Annotated in this window: 17 protein-coding genes; 4 read left to right on the plus strand and 13 right to left on the minus strand. The window is 64.6% G+C overall.

The features are described 5' to 3' along the window. Positions 1 to 773: IS630 family transposase (locus tag NF876_RS04515; protein WP_262267658.1), on the plus strand; the 773-nt coding region annotated here is incomplete at its 5' end. Positions 774 to 873: 100 nt separating this feature from the next. Here the strand turns inward: NF876_RS04515 and NF876_RS04520 are convergent. From NF876_RS04520 to NF876_RS04580, 13 genes are all read right to left on the minus strand, one after another. Further along, entirely contained in the window at positions 874 to 1,260 is a 387-nt protein-coding gene (locus NF876_RS04520) for an acyl-CoA thioesterase (protein WP_262267659.1), read from the minus strand. A gap of 10 nt (positions 1,261 to 1,270) precedes the next feature. Then, positions 1,271 to 1,924, minus strand: a complete 654-nt coding sequence (locus NF876_RS04525; RefSeq protein WP_262267660.1) for a TerC family protein — start codon at positions 1,922 to 1,924, stop codon at positions 1,271 to 1,273. Between the two features lie 46 nt (positions 1,925 to 1,970). Continuing rightward, the gene (locus NF876_RS04530; protein ID WP_262267661.1) at positions 1,971 to 2,921 is read right to left on the minus strand and encodes an alpha/beta fold hydrolase; all 951 of its coding nucleotides are present in this window, start codon (positions 2,919 to 2,921) and stop codon (positions 1,971 to 1,973) included. Continuing rightward, positions 2,918 to 4,867, minus strand: a complete 1,950-nt coding sequence (locus NF876_RS04535) for an acyl CoA:acetate/3-ketoacid CoA transferase (protein WP_262267662.1) — start codon at positions 4,865 to 4,867, stop codon at positions 2,918 to 2,920. Before NF876_RS04535 ends, NF876_RS04530 begins: the two co-directional genes overlap by 4 nt. Before the next feature lie 12 nt (positions 4,868 to 4,879). After that, entirely contained in the window at positions 4,880 to 5,998 is a 1,119-nt protein-coding gene (gene phaC, locus NF876_RS04540) for a class III poly(R)-hydroxyalkanoic acid synthase subunit PhaC (RefSeq protein WP_262267663.1), read from the minus strand. Beyond that, the gene (locus NF876_RS04545; RefSeq protein ID WP_262267664.1) at positions 5,995 to 6,909 is read right to left on the minus strand and encodes a poly(R)-hydroxyalkanoic acid synthase subunit PhaE; all 915 of its coding nucleotides are present in this window, start codon (positions 6,907 to 6,909) and stop codon (positions 5,995 to 5,997) included. The genes phaC and NF876_RS04545 overlap by 4 nt, the downstream gene beginning before the upstream one ends. Before the next feature lie 39 nt (positions 6,910 to 6,948). Next, on the minus strand, positions 6,949 to 8,130 hold the full coding sequence (locus NF876_RS04550; RefSeq protein WP_262267665.1) for an iron-containing alcohol dehydrogenase: 1,182 nt from the start codon (positions 8,128 to 8,130) through the stop codon (positions 6,949 to 6,951). 16 nt (positions 8,131 to 8,146) lie between these two features. Then, positions 8,147 to 9,805 carry an acetolactate synthase large subunit gene (locus NF876_RS04555; RefSeq protein ID WP_262267666.1) on the minus strand — a complete coding sequence of 553 codons (1,659 nt, stop codon included), beginning with the start codon at positions 9,803 to 9,805 and terminating at the stop codon, positions 8,147 to 8,149. Between the two features lie 34 nt (positions 9,806 to 9,839). Further along, positions 9,840 to 10,886, minus strand: a complete 1,047-nt coding sequence (locus tag NF876_RS04560; protein ID WP_262267667.1) for an isocitrate/isopropylmalate dehydrogenase family protein — start codon at positions 10,884 to 10,886, stop codon at positions 9,840 to 9,842. A 124-nt stretch (positions 10,887 to 11,010) separates the two neighbouring features. After that, positions 11,011 to 12,516, minus strand: a complete 1,506-nt coding sequence (locus tag NF876_RS04565) for a tripartite tricarboxylate transporter permease (RefSeq protein ID WP_262267668.1) — start codon at positions 12,514 to 12,516, stop codon at positions 11,011 to 11,013. Then, positions 12,516 to 13,184, minus strand: coding sequence for a tripartite tricarboxylate transporter TctB family protein (locus NF876_RS04570; protein ID WP_262267669.1), 669 nt, complete (start codon positions 13,182 to 13,184; stop codon positions 12,516 to 12,518). The genes NF876_RS04565 and NF876_RS04570 overlap by 1 nt, the downstream gene beginning before the upstream one ends. Before the next feature lie 525 nt (positions 13,185 to 13,709). Then, complete coding sequence (locus NF876_RS04575) at positions 13,710 to 14,705, minus strand: Bug family tripartite tricarboxylate transporter substrate binding protein (protein ID WP_262267670.1); 996 nt, start codon at positions 14,703 to 14,705, stop codon at positions 13,710 to 13,712. Further along, positions 14,698 to 15,828, minus strand: a complete 1,131-nt coding sequence (locus tag NF876_RS04580; RefSeq protein WP_262267796.1) for a 4-oxalomesaconate tautomerase — start codon at positions 15,826 to 15,828, stop codon at positions 14,698 to 14,700. The genes NF876_RS04575 and NF876_RS04580 overlap by 8 nt, the downstream gene beginning before the upstream one ends. A gap of 98 nt (positions 15,829 to 15,926) precedes the next feature. Here NF876_RS04580 and NF876_RS04585 point away from each other — a divergent pair, with 98 nt between their 5' ends. From NF876_RS04585 to NF876_RS04595, 3 genes are all read left to right on the plus strand, one after another. After that, complete coding sequence (locus tag NF876_RS04585) at positions 15,927 to 16,871, plus strand: LysR family transcriptional regulator (protein ID WP_262267671.1); 945 nt, start codon at positions 15,927 to 15,929, stop codon at positions 16,869 to 16,871. 204 nt (positions 16,872 to 17,075) lie between these two features. Further along, positions 17,076 to 18,134 carry a serine hydrolase domain-containing protein gene (locus NF876_RS04590; RefSeq protein WP_262267797.1) on the plus strand — a complete coding sequence of 353 codons (1,059 nt, stop codon included), beginning with the start codon at positions 17,076 to 17,078 and terminating at the stop codon, positions 18,132 to 18,134. 44 nt (positions 18,135 to 18,178) lie between these two features. Further along, positions 18,179 to 19,840, plus strand: coding sequence for a tannase/feruloyl esterase family alpha/beta hydrolase (locus NF876_RS04595; protein WP_262267672.1), 1,662 nt, complete (start codon positions 18,179 to 18,181; stop codon positions 19,838 to 19,840). Positions 19,841 to 19,925: the final 85 nt, after the last annotated feature.

Here is a 19,925-nt window from a genome sequence, read left to right on the forward strand (position 1 = left end):
GGCGGCACACACCTGACGAACTCGGTCTGCCCTTTGCCCTGTGGAGCCGGGCAGCGGTGCGGATGCTGATCGAGCGGCAGTGTGGGGTCCGGCTGGCGGTGCGTACGATGAGCACCTACCTGGCGCGTTGGGGCTTCACGGCCCAAAAGCCGCTCCGCCGGGCCTACGAGCAGTCGCCAAAAGCCGTACGGCGCTGGCTGCGGCAGGACTATCCGGCCATCGTGGCGCAAGCCAGAGGGCAGAAGGGCACGATCTTCTGGGAGGATGAGACCGGCTTGCGCTCCGACGACGTGCGCGGCCGCAGCTTCGCCCCCAGAGGCCGGACGCCGGTGGTGCGCCCCAACCACAAGCGCGCGGGACTGGGGCTGATCTCGGCTGTGACCAACAAGGGCGAGCTGCGCTGGATGGTGCTCGATGGCGCGCTCAAGGCCCCGAGCCTGATCCGCTTTCTCGGGCGGCTCATTCAGGAGGCCCGCGGCAAGGTGTTTCTGATCTGGGACAACCTGCCGGTCCATCGGGCCCGGGCCGTGCAGGACTGGTTGACCGAGCACCAAGAGCAGATCGAGGTCTTCCACTTGCCCTCCTATAGCCCGGAGCTGAACCCGGACGAGGGGCTGAACGCGGACCTGAAGCACGCCGTGACGCACAAACCACCCGCCCGCAGCAAGCCCGCCCTCAAGCGCGCCGTCATCAGCCACATGCGCCGGCTCGCCAGGTCGCCCGGCCGAATCCGCAGCTACTTTGGGCATCCGTTATTCCGTTATGCCGCATAGTTCAAGTTCACCCAAACCGGATCAGTAAATGCAATTATCGGGCCTATTCATTCGATATAGGCATCAATTGATCGGCTCGGGGAGCCGGAAGCCCCACGACTCAACTGGGCGGCAGAGGACGCGGCCGGGAGCCACTGTCGATGGCCACGAACGTGAAGATGGCTTCGGTCACCTTGATCTGCTCGTCACCATCGCGGGAGCGGAGCCAGGCCTCGACCCGGAACTTCATCGACGTGCGGCCGGTGGAGATCAGGTCGGCACAGACCAAGACCTCGTCCCCGACATGGACCGGGGTGTGAGATACCATCCCGTCGACTGCAACGGTTGCGCAGCGTTCCCGGGCCGGCCGGGCAGTCGCGTTGCCGGCCGCCAAATCCATTTGCGCCATCAGCCAGCCGCCGAAGATATCGCCGGCTGGGTTGGTGTCCGACGGCACTGCGATCGTCCTGATGACCGCCTCGCGCACCTCGATCCTGTCGGTTTCCATGGCTGCTCGCTCACGACATCAACGGCCAGACTTCCAACGCGCCACGGTAGATCATCTCGAATGCTACGTAGAGGATGACGGCAAGACCCACGTAGGCGATCCAGTGGTGTTTCTGGAGCAGGCGGGCGATGAAGCTGGCGGCAACACCCATCAAGGCGATCGATAGGCCCAGGCCGAAGACAAGGATGACTGGATGCTCCTGCGCGGCGCCCGCCACCGCCAGCACGTTGTCGAGCGACATGGACACGTCGGCGACCACGATCTGCCAGGCCGCCTGGGCGAAGGTCTTGCGTGGGGCGTGCTCGGCGATTAGGCCGTCCTGGTCGAGGTCGCGATCCTCCAGCGCCTCCTCGGCCTCGAGGTCCTTCTCGGCATGTCCCGCACGCAGTTCTCGCCACATCTTCCAGCACACCCACAGCAGCAGGATGCCACCGGCGAGGAGCAGGCCGACGATCTGGAGAAGCTGGGTGGTGAGAAGCGCGAACACGATGCGTAGGACCGTGGCAGCGGCGATGCCGATCAGGATGGCCTTGTTGCGCTGCTCCTTGGGCAGGCCAGCCGCCGCCAGTCCGATCACGACGGCGTTGTCCCCGGCCAGCACCAGGTCGATCATGATCACCTGGAGGAAGGCCGACAGGGCCTCGGCGGTCAGCAGTTCTCCCATAACAATGCTCCGTTTTCCTTGGCTCGGGAGGAGCCACACTGTTGCATCAGGGCTGGGGTGTGGGGCCGGAAGGCCGCGTGTTCCGTTCGGGCATCAGGAACCCCACGACCGCCTCGATCTGGTCGCGTGGCATGAGTGTCGGAGCGTGTCCGCAGCCCGGCACATCATGCACGATGGCATTGCGATTTCGACGTGCCATCTCGTTGGACAGGTAGGACGGCAGGAAATCGGACTCGCGGCCGCGCACGACCAGGATGGGATGACCGATGGCATCCCAGTAGGCCCAGAGGTGGGCGCCCGGGTTAGCCGGTGCCCTGAGCGCCTGGAGGATCGCCGGATCACACAAGGTCAGGTAACGGTCCTGCTCCGGATCCCATCGGACGCTGTATTGGGTCAGGTGCCGCCAATGCTCGTCCGCGACATTGCCAAAGGGTGCAAGCACCTCGCGCAGGTATTGCTCTGCATCATCGAACGTATCGAACGTCTCCGGCATGTCGGCCACGTAACGGCCAATGCGATGAAGGGCGTTCGTCGGCACGACCGGGCCGATGTCGTTGATGACGAGGCGCCGGATGGGACTGTCGGGAAGGCCCGCCAGCACGATCCCGATCAGGCCGCCGAGGGAGGTCCCTACCCAATCGACGGTTCTCGCGCCGGTGCGGGCGATGAGGGCGTTCATGTCGGCGCAGTATTGCAGGACGGTGTAGTCGGCAGGATCCCGCAACCATGCGCTCCGTCCCCGGCCGGCCAGGTCCGGACAGACGACCCGTCGTCCCCGCGCTGCAAGCGCACTCGCCAGGTAATCGAAGTCGCGGCCCTGCCGCGTCAGGCCGTGGACGCAGATGACGACGTCATCGGTATCGGCAGGGCCCCATTCGACGTAGGCGATCTCGTGAAAGCCCGACTTCGACAGGCCTAAGATGTTACCAGTCCGGTCAGGCTCGCGACCCAAGTCTTCCGGCACTGCACCTGTCGGCTGCGCTTTCGCTCTCGTCATCGGTCCATCTCCGCTCGCAGGGCAATGGATGCCTGGGCCTCCCGCGGCGTCTCGAAGATGTGCGGCGCCACGTCCCGGCTGCTGAGAGCCTCGCCGAGCTTCAGGCGCATGAACGCGCTCGTGGTGTAGCGCGACACATGATTGTAGAAGCGGCTCTCGACGTCGGCCGCCATCGCGAACCAAGCGTCGTGGAGTTCGGGGGCGATCGAAATGGCATCGTAGCTGATGATCGCCGCCACCTTTCGACCGAACGGACCGACCCGGCTCACCACGGCTTCCCGCACGGTCTCAACGTCGTGCAGCGTCCGGACGCGGTAGCCGTCGAGGTCGATGAAGAGCACGCCAGCCTGCTCATCAAGGGAAAGCCGCTGCGACAAGGGGCGCTCGAGCAGGAGCTCGTCGAGACCCATCGGCTCGGCGCGGAAGAGGCGCGAGTCCATGAGCTTCGGCTCCCGGACCAGCGGTTCGAACGCCATGTGGGCGAGCACGTCCCTCTCGACGTCGATGCCGGGCGCGACCTCGATCAGCTCGAGCCCGTTCTCCCCGAGCCGGAACACGCAGCGCTCGGTGATGAACAGCACCGGCTGTCCGCTGTCAGCCGCGAACCGGCCGCTGAAGGTCACCTGCTCGACGGTGTCGAGGAATTTCGGGCTGCGGCCTTCCTGCACGATCGTCAGGTGCCCCTGTCCGACCTTGACCTTCAGGCCGCCCGCCGTGAAGGTGCCGACGAAGATCAGCTTCCGGGCATTCTGCGAGATGTTGATGAACCCACCGGCCCCGGCGAGGCGGTCGCCGAAGCGGCTGACATTGACGTTCCCGTGTCGGTCCGCCTGGGCGAGTCCCAGACAGGCGAGATCAAGTCCTCCGCCGTCATAGAAGTCGAACTGCTGGTTCTGGTCAATGATCGCGCCGGGGTTGATGGCCGCCCCGAAGTCGAGCCCGCCCTGCGGCAGCCCGCCGACGATGCCGGGCTCCGCCGTCAGCGTCACCAGATCGAGCAGCTTCTCCTCAGCGGCCACGGCTGCCACGCCCTCCGGCATACCGATGCCGAGATTGACCACGCCGCCGAGCGGCAGCTCGAACGCGCATCGCCGCGCGATCACTTTGCGCTCGTCGAGTGGTAGCGGTGCGACGCGGTCCACGGGCACGCGCATCTCGCCTGAGAAGGCCGGGTTGTAAACCGTCGCATAGGTCTGGGCATGGTGCTCCGGGGAGGCTACCACCACGCAGTCGACGAGCGAGCCCGGGATCTTCACGTGCCGTGGATTGAGGGACCCGGCAGCCGCGAGCCGCTCCACCTGCACGATCACCAGGCCCTTGGAGTTCTTGGCCGCCATGGCGATCGCCAGGTTGTCGAGGGTCAGCGCCTCCCGCTCCATGGTGATGTTGCCGTCCGGGTCGGCCGTCGTGCCGCGCAGGATCGCGACCTGGATCGGAAACGCCCTGTAGAACATCCACGGCTCGCCCGCGATCGACAGCAGCTCGACGAGATCCTCCGTCGTCCGCTCGTTGAGCTTGCCGCCGCCTTCCCTAGGGTCGACGAAGGTTTGCAGGCCCACCTTCGAGACCAGGCCCGCCTTGCGGCCGGCGATCTCGCGGAAGAGCTGCGAGATGCAGCCCAGTGGCAGGTTGTATCCCTCGATGGCGCCGTCCGTGATCATGCGCGAGATCTTCGGCACGAGGCCGAAATGCCCGCCGATCACGCGGCGCACGAGTCCTTCCCGGGCGAGCCGGTTCAGGCCCTTGTCGCGCCCGTCGCCGGGGGCGGCGGCGAACACCAGCGTGAGGTCACGGGGTGCGCTGGTCTCAATGAACCGCGCCTCGAGAGCCTCGATCACCGCATCCGGTGTTCCGACCCCGACGAAGCCCGAGGTCGCCACCGTATCGCCGGGCCGGATGACGGCGACCGCATCCTCGACCGGAACAACCTTGCTGCCGTAGGCCATGATCGTCCCCGTTCAATCCTGCTGATGATCCATGAGCCACTGCGCAATGCCAGGTCCCAACAAGCCTTGCGACTTGCCGCCGACGAAGACGCCCACATGCCCCCCGGGGAGCGGCAGCTCGGTGTAGTCGGACGTGCCGACCTTGCCGCCGAGTGCCCGTGATGTCGCCGGCGGGATGATGTGGTCGTCCTTGGCGTACACGTTCAGGACCGGACAAGTGATGTTCCCCAGGTCGACCCTGCGGCCGCCGAGTTCCAGCTCATTCTTCACGAGCTTGTTGTCCTGATAGAGATCCTTGAGCCACTGCTTGGCGGCCTCGCCGGGATGGTGCGGGCGGTCGGCGATCCACTTCTCCATGCGGAGGAAGTTCAGCAGCTTCTTCTCGTCGTCCACCACCTCGAGAAGGTCGAGGTTGTACTTCAGCATGGTGCGCATGGGCGTCATCATCGAGAAGATCGAGCCCATGAAGTCACCCGGTAGGGTGCCATGCGCCTCGATGAGACGGTCGATGTCCTCGGGTGCGAGGCTGCGGGTCCAGAGATTGATGAACCCATGCCCGAGGCGGTTCTCGACCGTATCGCCGTGGAAGTCGATGGGCGTGATCGTCAGCACCATGCTCTCGACCGTGTCCGGGTACAGGGCGGCATAGCAGGTGGTGAACACACCGCCCTCGCAGATGCCGAGCAGGTTGATCCGCTCAACGCCATGGCGCTCGCAGATTTCCCGCACGCACTCGGCCAAGTAGCCGTCGACGTAGTCGTCAATGGTCACCCAGCGGTCGGCGCGGGAGGGATTGCCCCAATCGACGACGTAAAGATCGACCCCCTCGTTGAGCAGATTGCGGACGAGCGAGCGATCCTCTTGGAGGTCCGCCATGGTGTAGCGCCCGATGAGACCGTAGACGATCAGGACGGGCGTCTTCACCTTCGTGTCGGCCACCGGCCGGTAGTGGTGGAGGGTTACCTTGTCCTGCCGCCAGATTTCATCCTTCGGTGTGGTGGCGATCGCCACGTCCTCGTTGCGCACATCCTGGAAGAGCTTGGCGCCGCGCGCGAGCTTCTCGCCCAAGGCGGCAACCTCGGCGGCCACCTGTTCCGGCTTGATGTCGACCGGGCTCATCGACTTGCTCATGAGCGTGAACCTTTCCGTTTGGATGCGGATGCAGTCTTCGTGGCGGACGAGGCTCGCCGTTGCGACGCCTTCGGTTCGGGCGGCCTCTCCTGCGCCTGCGACGGAGGCGCCGCGCGGGGAGTGGAGCGCTTCAGCGCACGCAGCTCGCGCCGCAGCTCAGTCACAGCCTTGTGGACGTCATCGAGTTCGGCCCGTGTCGGGTAGCCGTACATCTCGCTGTAGAACTCAGCCACCTTCCGCTGTGCGAGCCTGAGATCGGTCGAGGCCTTGAGCACCTCACGCTGCGTTTCCAGAAACGCTTCGGACCTTTGCGTCTCCAGCAGGATCTCGTTCGCTGTCTCGCCCCACAGTGTCAGGAACGCACGCATGGACTCGAGCGGAGGTTCACCCTTCTCGACGCGTTCGTTCAGCCGCTTGGCGAACGCGCCGGCCGCCCGGGTCCAGGCGTCGAGCATGACCTTGTTGTGCTCGAAGCTGCGCTGGCGCAGCCTGGCCCAAGCCCTGAACACCTCGGCGAACTGGCGCTCGACGTTCCACAGATCGGCGAGTCGCGGGCCCTCGGCCATGCGCTGAAGGGCCTCGTCGACCTCGTTCGTCGCCGACATCCAGCCGCGGGGATCGAAGATCTTGGCCAGCATGGCGGTGACGACCGGATCGGACTGCGCCGACCCATTGCCGGTTTGCAATCCCTTCGACAACGAGGATGAGAGTTCCTGCGCCCCCAACCAAGCCTGCTCGAACGAACGCCGTGCCTCCTCGAGGCCTGCGGTGTCCGGCCTGTAGCCGACACCGAAGGCCTTGCTGATCTCGTCAGCAGCTGCCTTGACCTCCGGCGGATAGGCGGAGGCCATCGCCTGGGCGCCCTTGCCCCAGAGGTCGGTCAGGGCCTGCATGCTCTCAAATGGGTTCATGGATCTCTTCCTTCTGAGTGCCTTCCGGTGGACCTGCCGTTATACCGTCGCCTGGCGCTGCTTGCCGTCGAGCGCCTCGCTGTAGATCGCGAACGCATCCGCGTAGGTCACCTCGCGCGGGTTATTGACGAGTAGGCGCGTCTGCTTCATCGCATCCTCCGCGAGCCGCGGCAGGTCGCTCTCACGCACCCCCACTTCAGCCAGCGATGCCGGCACCTTGCAGTCGCGGCAGATGGCGGCGAGGCCGTCCACGAAGCGCTTGGCAGCCTCATCGGTGGAGAGACCGTTGGCCCCGGGATCGATGATCGGCGCCAGTTCGGCGTAGAGCGACCCGGCGGCCGGCAGGTTGAAGCGCAGGACGCCCATGAGAACCAGTGCGTTCGACAGGCCATGCGGAACGTGGAAGATTGCCCCGATGGGATAGGCAAGCGCATGCACGGCCGCCACCGGTGCGTTGGCGAACGCCATGCCGGCCAACATCGACCCGAGCAGCATCTGCGAGCGTGCCTCGAGGTTTGCCCCATTGCGGCAGACCTCGCGGATGTTCTGCGACAAAAGGGCGAGCGCCTGCCTCGCAAGCTGGTCTGACATCGGGTTCTTCTTGTGCCGGCTGGTATAGGCCTCGATCGCATGCACCATGGCGTCGATGCCCGTGGCGGCCGTCACGTGGGACGGAAGGCCGACAGTCAGTTCGGGATCGAGGATCGCCCAGTTCGGCAGCAGCCGGGGTGACACCACACCCTTCTTCTCGGTCGTGGGCGTCGTCACGATGGCGATCGGCGTGACCTCGGAGCCTGTGCCCGCCGTCGTCGGGACGAGCAGGAGCGGCAGGCGCTCTCCCTTGGCCAGGCCGACGCCGTAGATGTCGTCGAGCTGGTCACCGGACTTGGCCAAGTAGGCCACGAGTTTGGCCGTATCGAGCGCAGAGCCGCCGCCGATGGACAGCACGAGGTCGATCCGCTCGTCACGGCACAGGGCGACGGCCCGCTCAATGACGTTGGACGGCGGGTCGGCGACCACGTCCTCGAATAGGACGAGGTCTCGGCCGGCCGCCTTGAGGGCATCCTCGGCGGCCCGGGTCAGGCCGGCGTCGCGCACGCCCCTGTCGGTCACGAGCAGGATCCTCTGTGCGCCAAACTCGGCGGCAAGCTCGGCGACCTTCTTCGAGGCTCCGCTCTCGAAGAGGATGTTCGACGGCACCTGGAAGGTGAACGGGTTCATATGGGGCGCCCTCCGATCAGGCCGGTTCGATTTCAGGGACGTGGCCGCGCAGCTCCTCGACGAGCACGCGCGTGTTCTCGGCATAGTCAACGGGAACGGCGACCACATGCACGCCGCCCTCGTTAAAGGCAGCCTCAAGGGTCGCCACGAGATCCTCGGTCGCGCCGATGCGCCATCCCTTGGCGCCATAGGCCTGCGCATACTGCACGAAGTCCGGGTTGCCGAAGGTCAAGCCGAAGTCGGGGAAGTCATCGACGGCCTGCTTCCAGCGGATCATGCCGTAGGCGGAATCATCCAGGATGAGCACGACCAGGTTGAGCTTGAGCCGGATGGCAGTCTCGAGCTCCTGCGAGTTCATCATGAAGCCGCCGTCGCCGCAGACCGCGAGAACGCGCCGCTCCGGATGCAGGATCGCCGCCATCATGGCCGATGGCAGCCCAGCCCCCATGGTGGCGAGTGCGTTGTCGAGGAGCAGCGTGTTCGCCACATGGGTGCGGTAGTTGCGGGCGAACCAGATTTTGTACATGCCGTTGTCGAGGCACACGATGCCGTCGTCGGGCATGACCTTGCGCACGTCGTGCACGATCCGCTGCGGCGTGACCGGGAAGCGGTCCTCGTCCGCGCGGTCGTTGATGCGTGCCAGGATCTCCAGCCGCAGGTTTAGGAGTTCGGGATCCGGATCGAGCTTGCCCCCGAGTCGATCCGCCAGCAACGCAAGGCTCGCGCCGATATCGCCGATCACTTCCGCATGCGGAAAGAACACCTGCTCGACGTTGGCCGAGGTGAAGCCGATGTGGATGACGCGCGGGCCCCCGTCGCCCATGATGAAGGGCGGCTTCTCGACCGTATCGTGCCCGATCGAGATGATCAGGTCGGCCTGATCGATCGCCCGGTGGACATAGTCCCGCTCCGACAGGGCGGCGGTGCCCATGTACAGGTTGGATCCGCCGGTGACGGCGCCCTTGCCCATCTGCGTGTTGAAGAACGGCAGGCGGGTGCGGCGCACGAAGCTGGACAGCGCCTCGACGAGACGGGGACGGTTGCCGCCGGCGCCGATCATGATGAGGGGCCGCTTGGCCGCCAGGATCATCTCGGCGGCGCGATCCAGTGCCGCCGGATGGGCGACCGGGCGTTCGATGGGATGGACCGCAATGATCGGGGCAGCGCTGGGATCGACTTCATCGGCCGCCACGTCCTCCGGCAATTCGATGTGCACCGGACCAGGCCGCTCCTCCATCGCGACCCGGAAGGCATCCCGCACGATGGTGGGAATGCTGGCGGCGCTCACGATCTGGCGCGTCATCTTGGTGAGCGGCTTCATCGAGGCGATGACGTCGACGATCTGGAACCGGGCCTGCCGGGCCGTCTTGATCGCCTTCTGGCCGGTGATCATGATCATCGGCATGGCGCCGAGATGCGCGTAGGCCGCGCCCGTCGAGAAGTTCAGGGCGCCCGGTCCCAGGGTCGAGATGCAGACGCCGGGGCGGCCCGTCAGCCGTCCATGAGTGGCCGCCATGAAGGCCGCTGCCTGCTCATGCCGCGTGAGCACGAGCTGGATGGAGGAAGCGCGAAGTGACTCGACGACGTCGAGGTTTTCCTCGCCGGGGATCCCGAAGATGCGATCGACACCCTCGTTCTCCAAGGCTGCAACCAGAAGATCCGAACCCTTGGTCATGGTAGATGACTTTCCTGTCTAGTGCTGTTCGTGATTAAGAGTCATTGTTCTCGAGCCGTGCGATGATGGCTGTGGTGAAGTCCCTGGTTGAGGCCGTGCCGCCCAGGTCGCGCGTCCGCACGTCGTCCTGGAGCGTCCTCAGCACGGCGGCACGGAGCCGGTTGGCCTGGTCCGGCAATGCGACATGATCCAGCATCAGGGCCGCGGCGAGCAGCATGGCAAGGGGATTGGCGATCCCCTGGCCTGCAATGTCGGGCGCCGATCCGTGAACGGCCTCGAAGATGGCTGCCGACTCTCCGATGTTGGCGCCCGGCGCCATTCCGAGCCCTCCGATCAGGCCCGCGATCAGGTCGGACAGGATGTCGCCGAACAGGTTCGTCGTGACGATCACGTCGAACTGCCACGGGTTCAGCACGAGCTGCATGGCGCAGGCATCGACGATGCGCTCGTCCATTTGCACACGCCCCTCGTACTCCCGCGCGATTTCCCGCCCGGCTTCCAGGAAGAGGCCCGTGAGTGCCTTCAGGACGTTGGCCTTGTGGACCACGGTGACCTTCTTGCGGCCGTGGCGAAGCGCGTATTCGAAGGCAAACCGTATGATGCGGCGGGCCTCGGACCGCGTGTTGACCCCGGAGGAGATGGCGACCGCCTGCGGGTCGTCGCCGACCGCGATATAGTGCTCGAAGCCGACATAGAGGCCCTCGAGGTTCTCGCGGACGAGCACGATGTCGATGTCCTCGTACCGGCCGCCCGCCAGCATGGTCTTGGCAGGGCGCAGGTTGGCGTAGAGCCCGAACTCTTCCCGCAGGCGCACGTTCACGGACCGGAAGCCGCCGCCGACCGGAGTCGTCAGGGGTCCCTTGAGCGCGAGCTTGGTGCGGCGGATGCTGTCGATGAGGGATGCGGGGAGGGGATCCCCCGCCTCCTTGATCGCGGCCATGCCTCCCTGCTGGCGGTCCCACTTGAATGGGGCGCCGAGGGCATCGAGGATGCCGACCACGGCCTCCGTAATTTCCGGACCGATTCCGTCACCCGGGATCAGGGTTGCAGGGATCGGGGCAGTGTTTCCAACGTCTGACATGTCTGCTTCCTGTACCAGGGATCCTGCTCTCGCCGGCATCGCTCCAGGGCGCATGCCATTGACCTGCGATCGGATCCTCCCGTGTTGAACTCCCAGCGCAAAGCCGGATGCTTGTCCTTCGAACTCAATCCTCGACAAAGACCTCGTCGCGACCCTTGCGGATTGACGGTAGCAAGGCGATCAGGAGGACGACTGCTGCCACGATGAGCAGACCAGCGCTCACCGGATGGTTGATGAAGGTTGCGATCTCACCACGGGAGATGATGAGGGCGCGCCTGAAGTTCTCCTCCATCAACTTGCCGAGCACGAAGCCGAGCAGCATCGGGGCGGGCTCGAACCCCAACTTGATCAGCGCGTAACCAACCAACCCAAAGAAGGCGATGAACATCACGTCGGTGGGCAGCGAATTGATCGAGTAGATGCCGATGGCGCAGAACATCAGGATCGCCGGGAACATCAGCCGATACGGCACCTTCAGAAGCCGCACCCACATGCCCACCAGCGGCAGGTTAATGATGAGCAGCATCAGGTTGCCGACCCACATGGAGGCGATCATGCCCCAGAACAGGGTCGGGTTCTTGGTCATCACCTGCGGGCCCGGGATGATGCCGTGGATGGTCATGGCGCCGACCATCAGGGCCATCACGGCGTTCGGCGGAATGCCCAGCGTCAGCAGCGGAATGAACGAGGTCTGCGCGCCGGCATTGTTGGCGCTCTCCGGCCCCGCCACGCCCTCGATGGCGCCGCGGCCGAAGCGGCGCGGATCCTTGGCGAGCTTCTTCTCGAGCGTGTAGGCCGCAAACGGTCCCAGCACTGCGCCGTTGCCCGGCAGGATGCCCAGGATGGCGCCAATGAAGGTACCGCGCAGCACCGGCTTGTAGGATTGCTTGAAGTCGTCCCTGTTCGGCAACAGGCGGCCGATGGCCTGGCGCACCACGTCGCGATGCTCGGTGTGGTCGAGGTTGCGCAGGATTTCGGCGATGCCGAAGACGCCCATGGCCAGCACGGCGAAGTCGATGCCGTCGGCCAGGAACGGCAGCCCGAAGGTCATGCGCTCTTCGCCGGTCTCAAGATCCGTGCCGACGGTGGAGAGCAGAACACCGACCAGGATCATGGCGATCGCCTTCAGGATCGAGCCGTGGGCGAGCACCACCGCGAAGACCAGACCCATGACCATGAGCGAGAAGTACTCGGTCGGGCCGAACAGGAGAGCCAAGCCGGTGAGGGGTTTGCCCAGCGCCGCGATGACGAGCGTCGCCACCGTGCCGGCGAAGAACGACCCGATGGCCGCGATGCCGAGCGCCACGCCGGCGCGGCCCTGGCGGGCCATCTGGTGGCCGTCGAGGGCGGTCACCACGGACGTCGCCTCGCCCGGGATGTTGACCAGGATCGCCGTGGTCGAGCCCCCATACTGGGCGCCGTAATAGATGCCTGCCAGCATGATGAGCGCGCCGACCGGATCGAGCCCGAAGGTGATCGGCAGCAGCATGGCGATGGTGGCGATCGGCCCGACGCCCGGCAGAACTCCGATCAACGTGCCGACGAGGCAGCCGAGGAAGGCGAGGCCCAGGTTCTGGAGGGACAAGGCCACCCCGAAACCAAGTGAGAGGTTGGAGAAGAAATCACCCATCAGATTCTCCCGCTGTGGTCGGCGACATCAACCGGCTTGGCGTGACGGCGAGGCGAAAGAAGGAGTACGAGCAGTCCGCCGCCGGCGAAGAGGGCTGCCGTCAGGCGCAGGATCTGCTTCTGCGACCACGATGCCGGGAAGAGATCGGCGAACGCCTGTGGGAAGATCGGGATCGGCAAGTTCAGCAGGTCCCCGAACAGGATCATGCAGAACGGCGTGAGCAGAAATGCCAGGATCAGGAGGTCGCGCAGGCGTGCCTCAGGGGTGGCATACCCCCCGATGATGATCGCGAGCGGCCCGGCGATGGCGAGGCCGAGGCCCGGCGTCGTGACCATGCCGAGCGGGAATGGCCGAATGGTGACGGCGAACGCGAGGATCGCGAGGATCACGAAGGCAGGGCCACGCAGGCTCCAGCGGTCCAGTCCCTGGCCGTCCGTCTTGAAGCCCATTCCGACGAGGGCAAGTCCGCACAGGCCAACGGCGATGGCCAGCCAACGCGGCAGAAGCGCGGGCCCCATGGCCTGCAACGTGCCCTGATCAAGGTCACTGGTCAGCCAAAGCGCCAGGGCCGCGAGCGCAACGAGCGTCAGTCCGGCAACAAGGGACTGTGGGGAGCGAACGGGTCCAGCACGTGCCGGGCGCAAGTCTCCTGAGATGGCTTCAGACATGTTTCACCTCCCTGGCGCACCACGTGGGCGCTGGTTGTCATTCTGTTGTTTGAGTGCCTGCTTTTGCAGGTCTTATGCATCACATCCCACACGGAGCCTTCGGCGGCTCGAGGGAGCGTATGGCTGGGAGCACCCGCTCCCGATGGCCGTCAGCGGCCGTTCATCTTGCCAGACGGTGGCGATCACAGCGACCAGCCGTCCGTGCTTGACGGCGTCCAGCCCGAACATCTCCCAGGCGATCGGATCGTCGAACCGCCCCGGGAGTTCGTAAGTGAGCCGATCCCCGCATCTTGGATGGGATCGGATCTTGTACAGGACTCGCGATGTCGGACTGGCCGAACGGCGCGAGACCTCGATGCAGGCGTAAACCGGGTCTGCCGCGTGCGTGACGCCGAGGACGCAGTCACTCTCGCTTTCAACGACGATGTCCGTCTGCATGGATTTCGTCTTCCGTCCGGCTTGCAGCACCACCCCTGGCGCTTCGGACCGAAGGCTTTGGGGGTGGTGCTGCTCTCGTGCCATCGATCAGTCGATGGAGATGTTTGCCTTCTTGACGATCTCGGCCCAGCGAGCGGACTCCGCCTTCATCATCGCGGCGAACTCCTCGGGACTGTTGCCGATCGGCTCCGCGCCCTCGGCCTCGAGCCGCTCCCGCACGACGCCCTTCGTGATGGTCTCGACCGTTGCCTTGCGGATCTTGTCGGCGATGTCCTTCGGCGTGCCCTTCGGGACGACGAACCCGTACCAAGCGGTGGCCTCGTAGGCCGGCCATCCGCTTTCCGCCACGGAGGGCACTTCCTGGAACTTCTTGGCCCGGGTCTTGGATGTAACCGCAAGGACCTTCACGTCACCGCTCTCGATGAGTCCGAGGATGGACGGCACGGTGGTCACCATGAAGTCCATGCGACCGCCGAGGAGGTCGTTCACGGCCGGCCCGGCGCCGCGGTAGGGCACATGGGTGGCCTGGAATTTCGCCTCCTGGGCGAGCAGGACGGTGGCCAGATGGCTTGCCGAACCGTTGCCCGCCGAACCGTAGGTCAACTTGCCGGGGTTCTTTTGGGCGTAATCGATCAGGTCCTTGATCGTCGCGTGCGACGAGGCCTTCGGCACTACGACGACCAGCGGCGCCGCCGTGATGAGCGTGAGGGGATCAAAGGCCGTCAGGGGATCGATCTTGACGTTCTTGAACAGGTGGGGATTGACCACCATCGGTCCCTGGTTGGCCATCAGGACGGTGTAGCCGTCGGGGTCGGCTTTCGCCGCCTGCTGGGTGGCGATGTTGCCTCCGGCGGAGCCGTTGTTCTCGACGACCAAGCTCTGGCCGAGCTTCTCGCCGACGCCCTGTGCCACAAGGCGCGCGATCGCGTCGGTCCCACCGCCAGCGGCATACGGCACGACGAGCTTCATCGGTCGCACAGGGAAGCTGTCCTGCGCGCTTGCCGTGCCAAAGGGGGTGGCGAGCGCCGTGGATGCCGCCAGGAGCGCGCAACAGAGCAGTCGGCGTGTGATGGTCTTAGGCATGGTTTCCTCCGTGTTGCATCCCTTCCAGAGGCGCCGCAACGGCGCTTGCTGGGACGATGACGTTGCCCTCGAAGATTCTGCGGGCGGTGCGGACAAGGCTTGCCCGCGAGACGTGACCGGAGGCGTCGAAGCTCAGGTCGATCTCGGTCCGGCCGCTTGGGTGCTCGAGGTTCACCAATGACGTGAGGCTGGGAGTAGCGAGGTCGTGCGCGACGCTGCCGGGCAGCCGGCAGGTTGCGGCGATGCACAGGGCGCCCGTGACGGCGTGGCCCTTGTGGCAGCGTTGCGCGTTCATGAAGTAGCGGGAGGTGATCGTTCCGCCGTGGCGGGCGGCGGACAGGATCCCGAGCTTCGGCACGACACTACCCGACACATCGCCGAGGCCCATGCGCAGCCCCGCCTCCCGCCGAATGGCCTCCAGGCGGTCCAGGAGGGGCAGATTGGCTTCGAGCTCGTCAGGTGCTTCATCGCCGCTGAGACCCAGGTCGGACGCCCGGAGGAGCACCATTGGCATGGCGTAGTCGACGAGCGTGACCGGCGTGTTCTCGATGAACTCGCGGACGTGCCCGGTCGGCAGGAATGCGCCGGTCTTGGAGCCAAGGGCGTCCAGGAAGGTCAGCTTGACCGGCGCCGCCGTGCCGGGCACGCCGTCGATGGCGGTCTCGCCCTCGTATTCCACGACCCCACCCGGGGTCTGGATCACAGCTTCCACCGTGGTCGAGGTGTTGCGGTTGAAGATCCGAACGGTGGTCTCGCCGATCTCGGCCGGAACCAGGCCAGCCTCGATTGCGAAAGGACCCACGGCGGACAGCATGTTGCCGCAGTTCGGGCTGACATCGACGAAGGCCCGGTCGATTGCAACCTGAGCGAAGAGGTAGTCGACGTCCGCCCCAGGCTGGGATGACCGGCTGACGATCGCGACCTTGCTGGTCATCGGGTTGCCGCCGCCGATGCCGTTGACCTGGAGCCCATGGGGGGAGCCCATGGCCGCGATCAGGAAACGGTCACGCTCGCTGGGATCACCGGGGAGGTCCGTCTCCAGGAAGAACGGCCCCCGCGAGGTCCCGCCCCGCATGAGCACACAGGGGACCCGCAGGGAGTTCTTGTTCGAGGTGGCGAGCATGGTGTGCACGGCGGCAGATCCATCGTTTGTATTGCCCGTGGACCATCTCAAATCTCGAAACTACTTTGAAATGCAAAGATCGGTGTTATTAATCCGGTATGAGCATCAATTTCGAATCACTTGATCTGCGTGCCTTTGTTGCAGTGGTGGACCTTGAGGGGTTTCACCGTGCAGCCGAGGCCCTGAACCTGTCTCAGCCGGCTCTCAGCCGCCGCATCCAGCGACTGGAAGCAGCCGTGGGAGCGGCGCTGCTGGAACGCACAACCCGGAGGGTGGCGCTAACCACCGTTGGGCGAGAGTTCCTGCCTCTCGTGCGGCGCATGCTCGACGAGTTCGACTCTTCGCTGTTCGCGATGCGCGATATCGGCCGGGAAAGGCGAGGACTGATTTCGCTGGCCTGCGTCCCGACGGCAGCCTTCTACTTCCTGCCTTCCGTCATTGCCCGTTTCAACGAGCAGTACCCAAACATCCGCTTCCGGATCCTCGACCTGTCCGCGAACGAAGGCCTCGAGAGCGTGGCGCGGGGCGAGGTCGAGTTCGGCATCAACCTTCTCGGGGCGTCTGATCCGGAACTGGTCTTTGAACCCCTGATCGAGGATCCCTTTGTCCTGGCGTGCCGACGGGACCACCCACTGGCGCAGCGAGACGCTCTGGCATGGTCGGATCTTGAGGGGCAACCGCTGGTTGCCGTGAGCCGGACCAGCGGCAATCGCATCCTGCTGGATGCTGCACTCGTGCATGCCGGGGTAAGCCTGAGTTGGTCGTACGAGGTGACCCACCTTTCGACATCACTCGGGTTGGTCGAGGCGGGGCTCGGCATCTCGGTCCTGCCTCAGCTCGCGACCCCCCAGGCCGAACATCCCATCATTGTGACGCGGTCGATCGGCAATCCGGAAGTATCGCGAACGATTGGCGTTGTCAGGCGGCGCGGCGGTCGTCTTGCCCCCGCAGCAGAACGTTTCCTCGAGATGCTTCTTGGTACCTGGAAAAGCTCGGCTGAGGCAGAACGCAGATCAGCACGCCTGTCCGTAGGAAGCGATTGACGGTGCAGCCACTTAATGCATGTCCCGCATTAATCGGTCCGATCTTTGCATTTATCCATGAGCGTTCTCGTTCATAGGCTGAGAGTAGCGAAAACATCGCCTCAGCCGTGAATAAGGGAAACGCTCATAATGACCGATAAAATCGTGCTAACCCGTCGGGCTATCACACGAGGGCTCGCACTCGGACTACCGGCTTTCAGCGTCTTGGCCGATGCCACAACAGCTCAGGCTCAGTCCCAGCCAGCAACATCTCCCGTATCTCCAGGCAAGGATTGGGAAAACGTATCACCGGAAATAGCAGGCTTTACGAGGGAGGGTCTCGCCGCAGTAGAACGCAGTCTTTATGCGCTTCCGACGACTTCGCTCATGGTTGTGACCTCGGGCAAGGTGGCGTACCGCTACGGTTTCACCGAGCAGGTGAGCTACCTAGCCTCTGCACGGAAGAGCGTTCTGTCCATGCTCTATGGGAAGTACGTGGCGAACGGCACGATCGACCTCGACCGCACGATCGCGGAACTCGGGATTGAAGAGGACAAGGGTCTTCTCCCGATTGAGAAGACAACGCGCGTTCGCGACCTCCTGATCAGCAGTTCCGGCGTCTATCACCCGGCTGGAAGTCCGGGTGGCGACGAGTCGACACCACCACGCGGTTCAAAGCAGCCGGGCGCCTACTTCCACTACAACAACTGGGACTTCAACGTCCTCGGCGCCATCTTCGAGAAGCTGACCGGCAATACCGTGTTTCAAGCATTGGGCGAGGATCTCGCAGCGCCACTCCAGATGCAGGACTTCGATCCGTCACGCCAGCGCATGATGGGCTACCAGAACCAGTCACGCTACCTAGCCTATCACCTCTTCCTGTCGGGACGGGACATGGCGCGCCTCGGTGTCCTCATGGCCAACAAAGGCCAGTGGAACGGGCAACAGATCATCCCCGCGGCCTGGGTCGCCGAGAGCACGCAACTACGCGTCAAGGCAGGCGACATGGCTGAGAAAGGGCCGCTTGGCTATAGCTATCTCTGGTGGATCCCGGAAAGCCGCACGGCTCCGGAATGGGCCGGCTCGTTCCTCGCGAACGGAAATTTTGGCCAGTTCATTCTGGTCCTGCCCGCGATCGATACTGTCATCGTCCACAGACGCGCCGTCACGGATGAATTCTCCGTTGCGCGTAACCTCGGGGAGACGAAGTTCGAGCCTCCGAAGGTGTCGGCCAGCGAGTTCCTCAAGGTCGCGGACCTCGTCGTCGCGGCACGCAAGAAATGACCCGAACAGGATCACCACCATCAGAGCAATGCAGGAGCAACAACGTGCCAACCAAGACCATCATTCGATGGACATCTGCCGCTGCTCTCGGGGCAGCATTCATCTGCGCCAACGCGGGGACGGCTTCGGCCGCCCCTGCGACAGCGGCGGCCAAGGAGTCCTGCGAACGCTTGGCGAGCCTCAGGATTGATGCTGGGATCATCAGCCTTCCGACATCAGGAGCGGAGATAACGGACGTGACCTTTATGGAGGCTGCACGCGCCGACAACCCGAACGGCGAGTTTTGCCAGGTGAGGGGGGCCATCAATCCTGTCGACCGCAACGCGCCGAAGATCCTGTGGCAAGTGAACCTTCCGACACACTGGAACCGGAAGGCCCTGCAAATGGGAGGTGGAGGCTACAACGGCAGCATCCCCGATACCCTTTCGAAGCCGACGCTCGGCCTGGACACCGTTCCGACACCGCTTGCTCAAGGCTACATCACCTTCGCCAGCGACTCGGGCCACCAGGCGCCGAACGCTGATGACGCTTCTTTCGGCATGAACGACGAGTCCATGCTGAACTATGGCTACATGCACATCAAGAAGACACTGGATGTCGCCCAGTACCTCGCGAAATCACGCTACGGGTCCACGCCGCGGCGTGTGTACTTTTCCGGCGGGTCGACCGGCGGTCGGGAAGGCCTCACTGCGGCGATGCGGTGGCCCGACGCCTATGATGGAATCCTCACCAACTATCCCACGGCCAGTTTCGTGGGCCTTCGGCTGTGGGGAGCCGCGTTGGCTCGCGCGGTCTATGACGACAATTCGGCCGGTTGGATTCCTCCGGGCCTTGTGAACAGGATTGCCGCGGATGCCGTTGCGGCCTGCGACGCGCTCGATGGCGCTGCCGATGGGCTGGTAAGCAATCCGGAAGCCTGCCGCGGCAGGTCCGATGCCTTCATCGAAGGCTTGAGGTGCAAGAACGGCGAGACGGGACATCCCGAGCATTGTCTCACCTCGGCGCAGATCGAGCGCACGATCAAGGTCTACCACAACGGCTACTCCCTGCCGTACAAGCTCGCCGACGGCATCGACGACTATCAAGGCTACAACAGTCTCGAGGGAATCACGATGCAACTCGGCTCGCAGCCGGCTTACCGCGAGCCGCCTGTGTCTGGTCCGAACGCGCACCACTCCAGCCGGGCCCACGAGTTCATGCAGAGCTTCGTTGCCCGCAGGGACGACTTCAGCCTGCTGAACTTCGACATCAGGAACCCTGGGCCGCTCAAGGACAGGATCGTACACCTGTCCGAGCAGATCGGGGCCACGAAATCGGACTGGGAAGCGTTCCGCGCACGGGGCGGGAAGATTATCTGGGTTCAAGGGAACGACGATCCCAGCGTAAGCCCCTATGTGAACGCGAACCTCTACAAGAGTGTCGTTGCCAAGATGGGCGAGGAAAAGGTGGACGGGTTCATGAGGTTCTATCTCATCCCCGGCCTGGCCCATGGCGGAGGCAAGTTTTCGCCGACCTGGGACAACCTGACTGCGCTGGACAACTGGGTTGAGAACGGGGTTCCCCCGACTGCCCCCATCGTTGTTGATGCGACTAAGACGGCGACCAAAGGGCGGACACGCCCACTCTGTGAGTATCCCACGTGGCCCAAGTACAAGGGCTCCGGGGACATCAACAGCGCATCTAGCTTTTCCTGCGCCTCGGAGTGAGAAAGGCGCCACAGGCAAAATGACGTCGATCGTGAACAGAGATCGAAACTCTGGGCTCGGGCTAAACACCTGACCCCGGAAGGTC

The organism is Microvirga yunnanensis (genome assembly GCF_025460875.1).

Excerpts from the sequence above, each read along its gene's own strand:
- NF876_RS04520 (WP_262267659.1), bottom strand. The coding sequence starts at position 1,260 with ATGGAAACCGACAGGATCGAGGTGCGCGAGGCGGTCATCAGGACGATC.
- NF876_RS04525 (WP_262267660.1), bottom strand. The coding sequence starts at position 1,924 with ATGGGAGAACTGCTGACCGCCGAGGCCCTGTCGGCCTTCCTCCAGGTG.
- NF876_RS04530 (WP_262267661.1), bottom strand. The coding sequence starts at position 2,921 with ATGACGAGAGCGAAAGCGCAGCCGACAGGTGCAGTGCCGGAAGACTTG.
- NF876_RS04535 (WP_262267662.1), bottom strand. The coding sequence starts at position 4,867 with ATGGCCTACGGCAGCAAGGTTGTTCCGGTCGAGGATGCGGTCGCCGTC.
- phaC (WP_262267663.1), bottom strand. The coding sequence starts at position 5,998 with ATGAGCAAGTCGATGAGCCCGGTCGACATCAAGCCGGAACAGGTGGCC.
- NF876_RS04545 (WP_262267664.1), bottom strand. The coding sequence starts at position 6,909 with ATGAACCCATTTGAGAGCATGCAGGCCCTGACCGACCTCTGGGGCAAG.
- NF876_RS04550 (WP_262267665.1), bottom strand. The coding sequence starts at position 8,130 with ATGAACCCGTTCACCTTCCAGGTGCCGTCGAACATCCTCTTCGAGAGC.
- NF876_RS04555 (WP_262267666.1), bottom strand. The coding sequence starts at position 9,805 with ATGACCAAGGGTTCGGATCTTCTGGTTGCAGCCTTGGAGAACGAGGGT.
- NF876_RS04560 (WP_262267667.1), bottom strand. The coding sequence starts at position 10,886 with ATGTCAGACGTTGGAAACACTGCCCCGATCCCTGCAACCCTGATCCCG.
- NF876_RS04565 (WP_262267668.1), bottom strand. The coding sequence starts at position 12,516 with ATGGGTGATTTCTTCTCCAACCTCTCACTTGGTTTCGGGGTGGCCTTG.
- NF876_RS04570 (WP_262267669.1), bottom strand. The coding sequence starts at position 13,184 with ATGTCTGAAGCCATCTCAGGAGACTTGCGCCCGGCACGTGCTGGACCC.
- NF876_RS04575 (WP_262267670.1), bottom strand. The coding sequence starts at position 14,705 with ATGCCTAAGACCATCACACGCCGACTGCTCTGTTGCGCGCTCCTGGCG.
- NF876_RS04580 (WP_262267796.1), bottom strand. The coding sequence starts at position 15,828 with ATGCTCGCCACCTCGAACAAGAACTCCCTGCGGGTCCCCTGTGTGCTC.
- NF876_RS04585 (WP_262267671.1), top strand. The coding sequence starts at position 15,927 with ATGAGCATCAATTTCGAATCACTTGATCTGCGTGCCTTTGTTGCAGTG.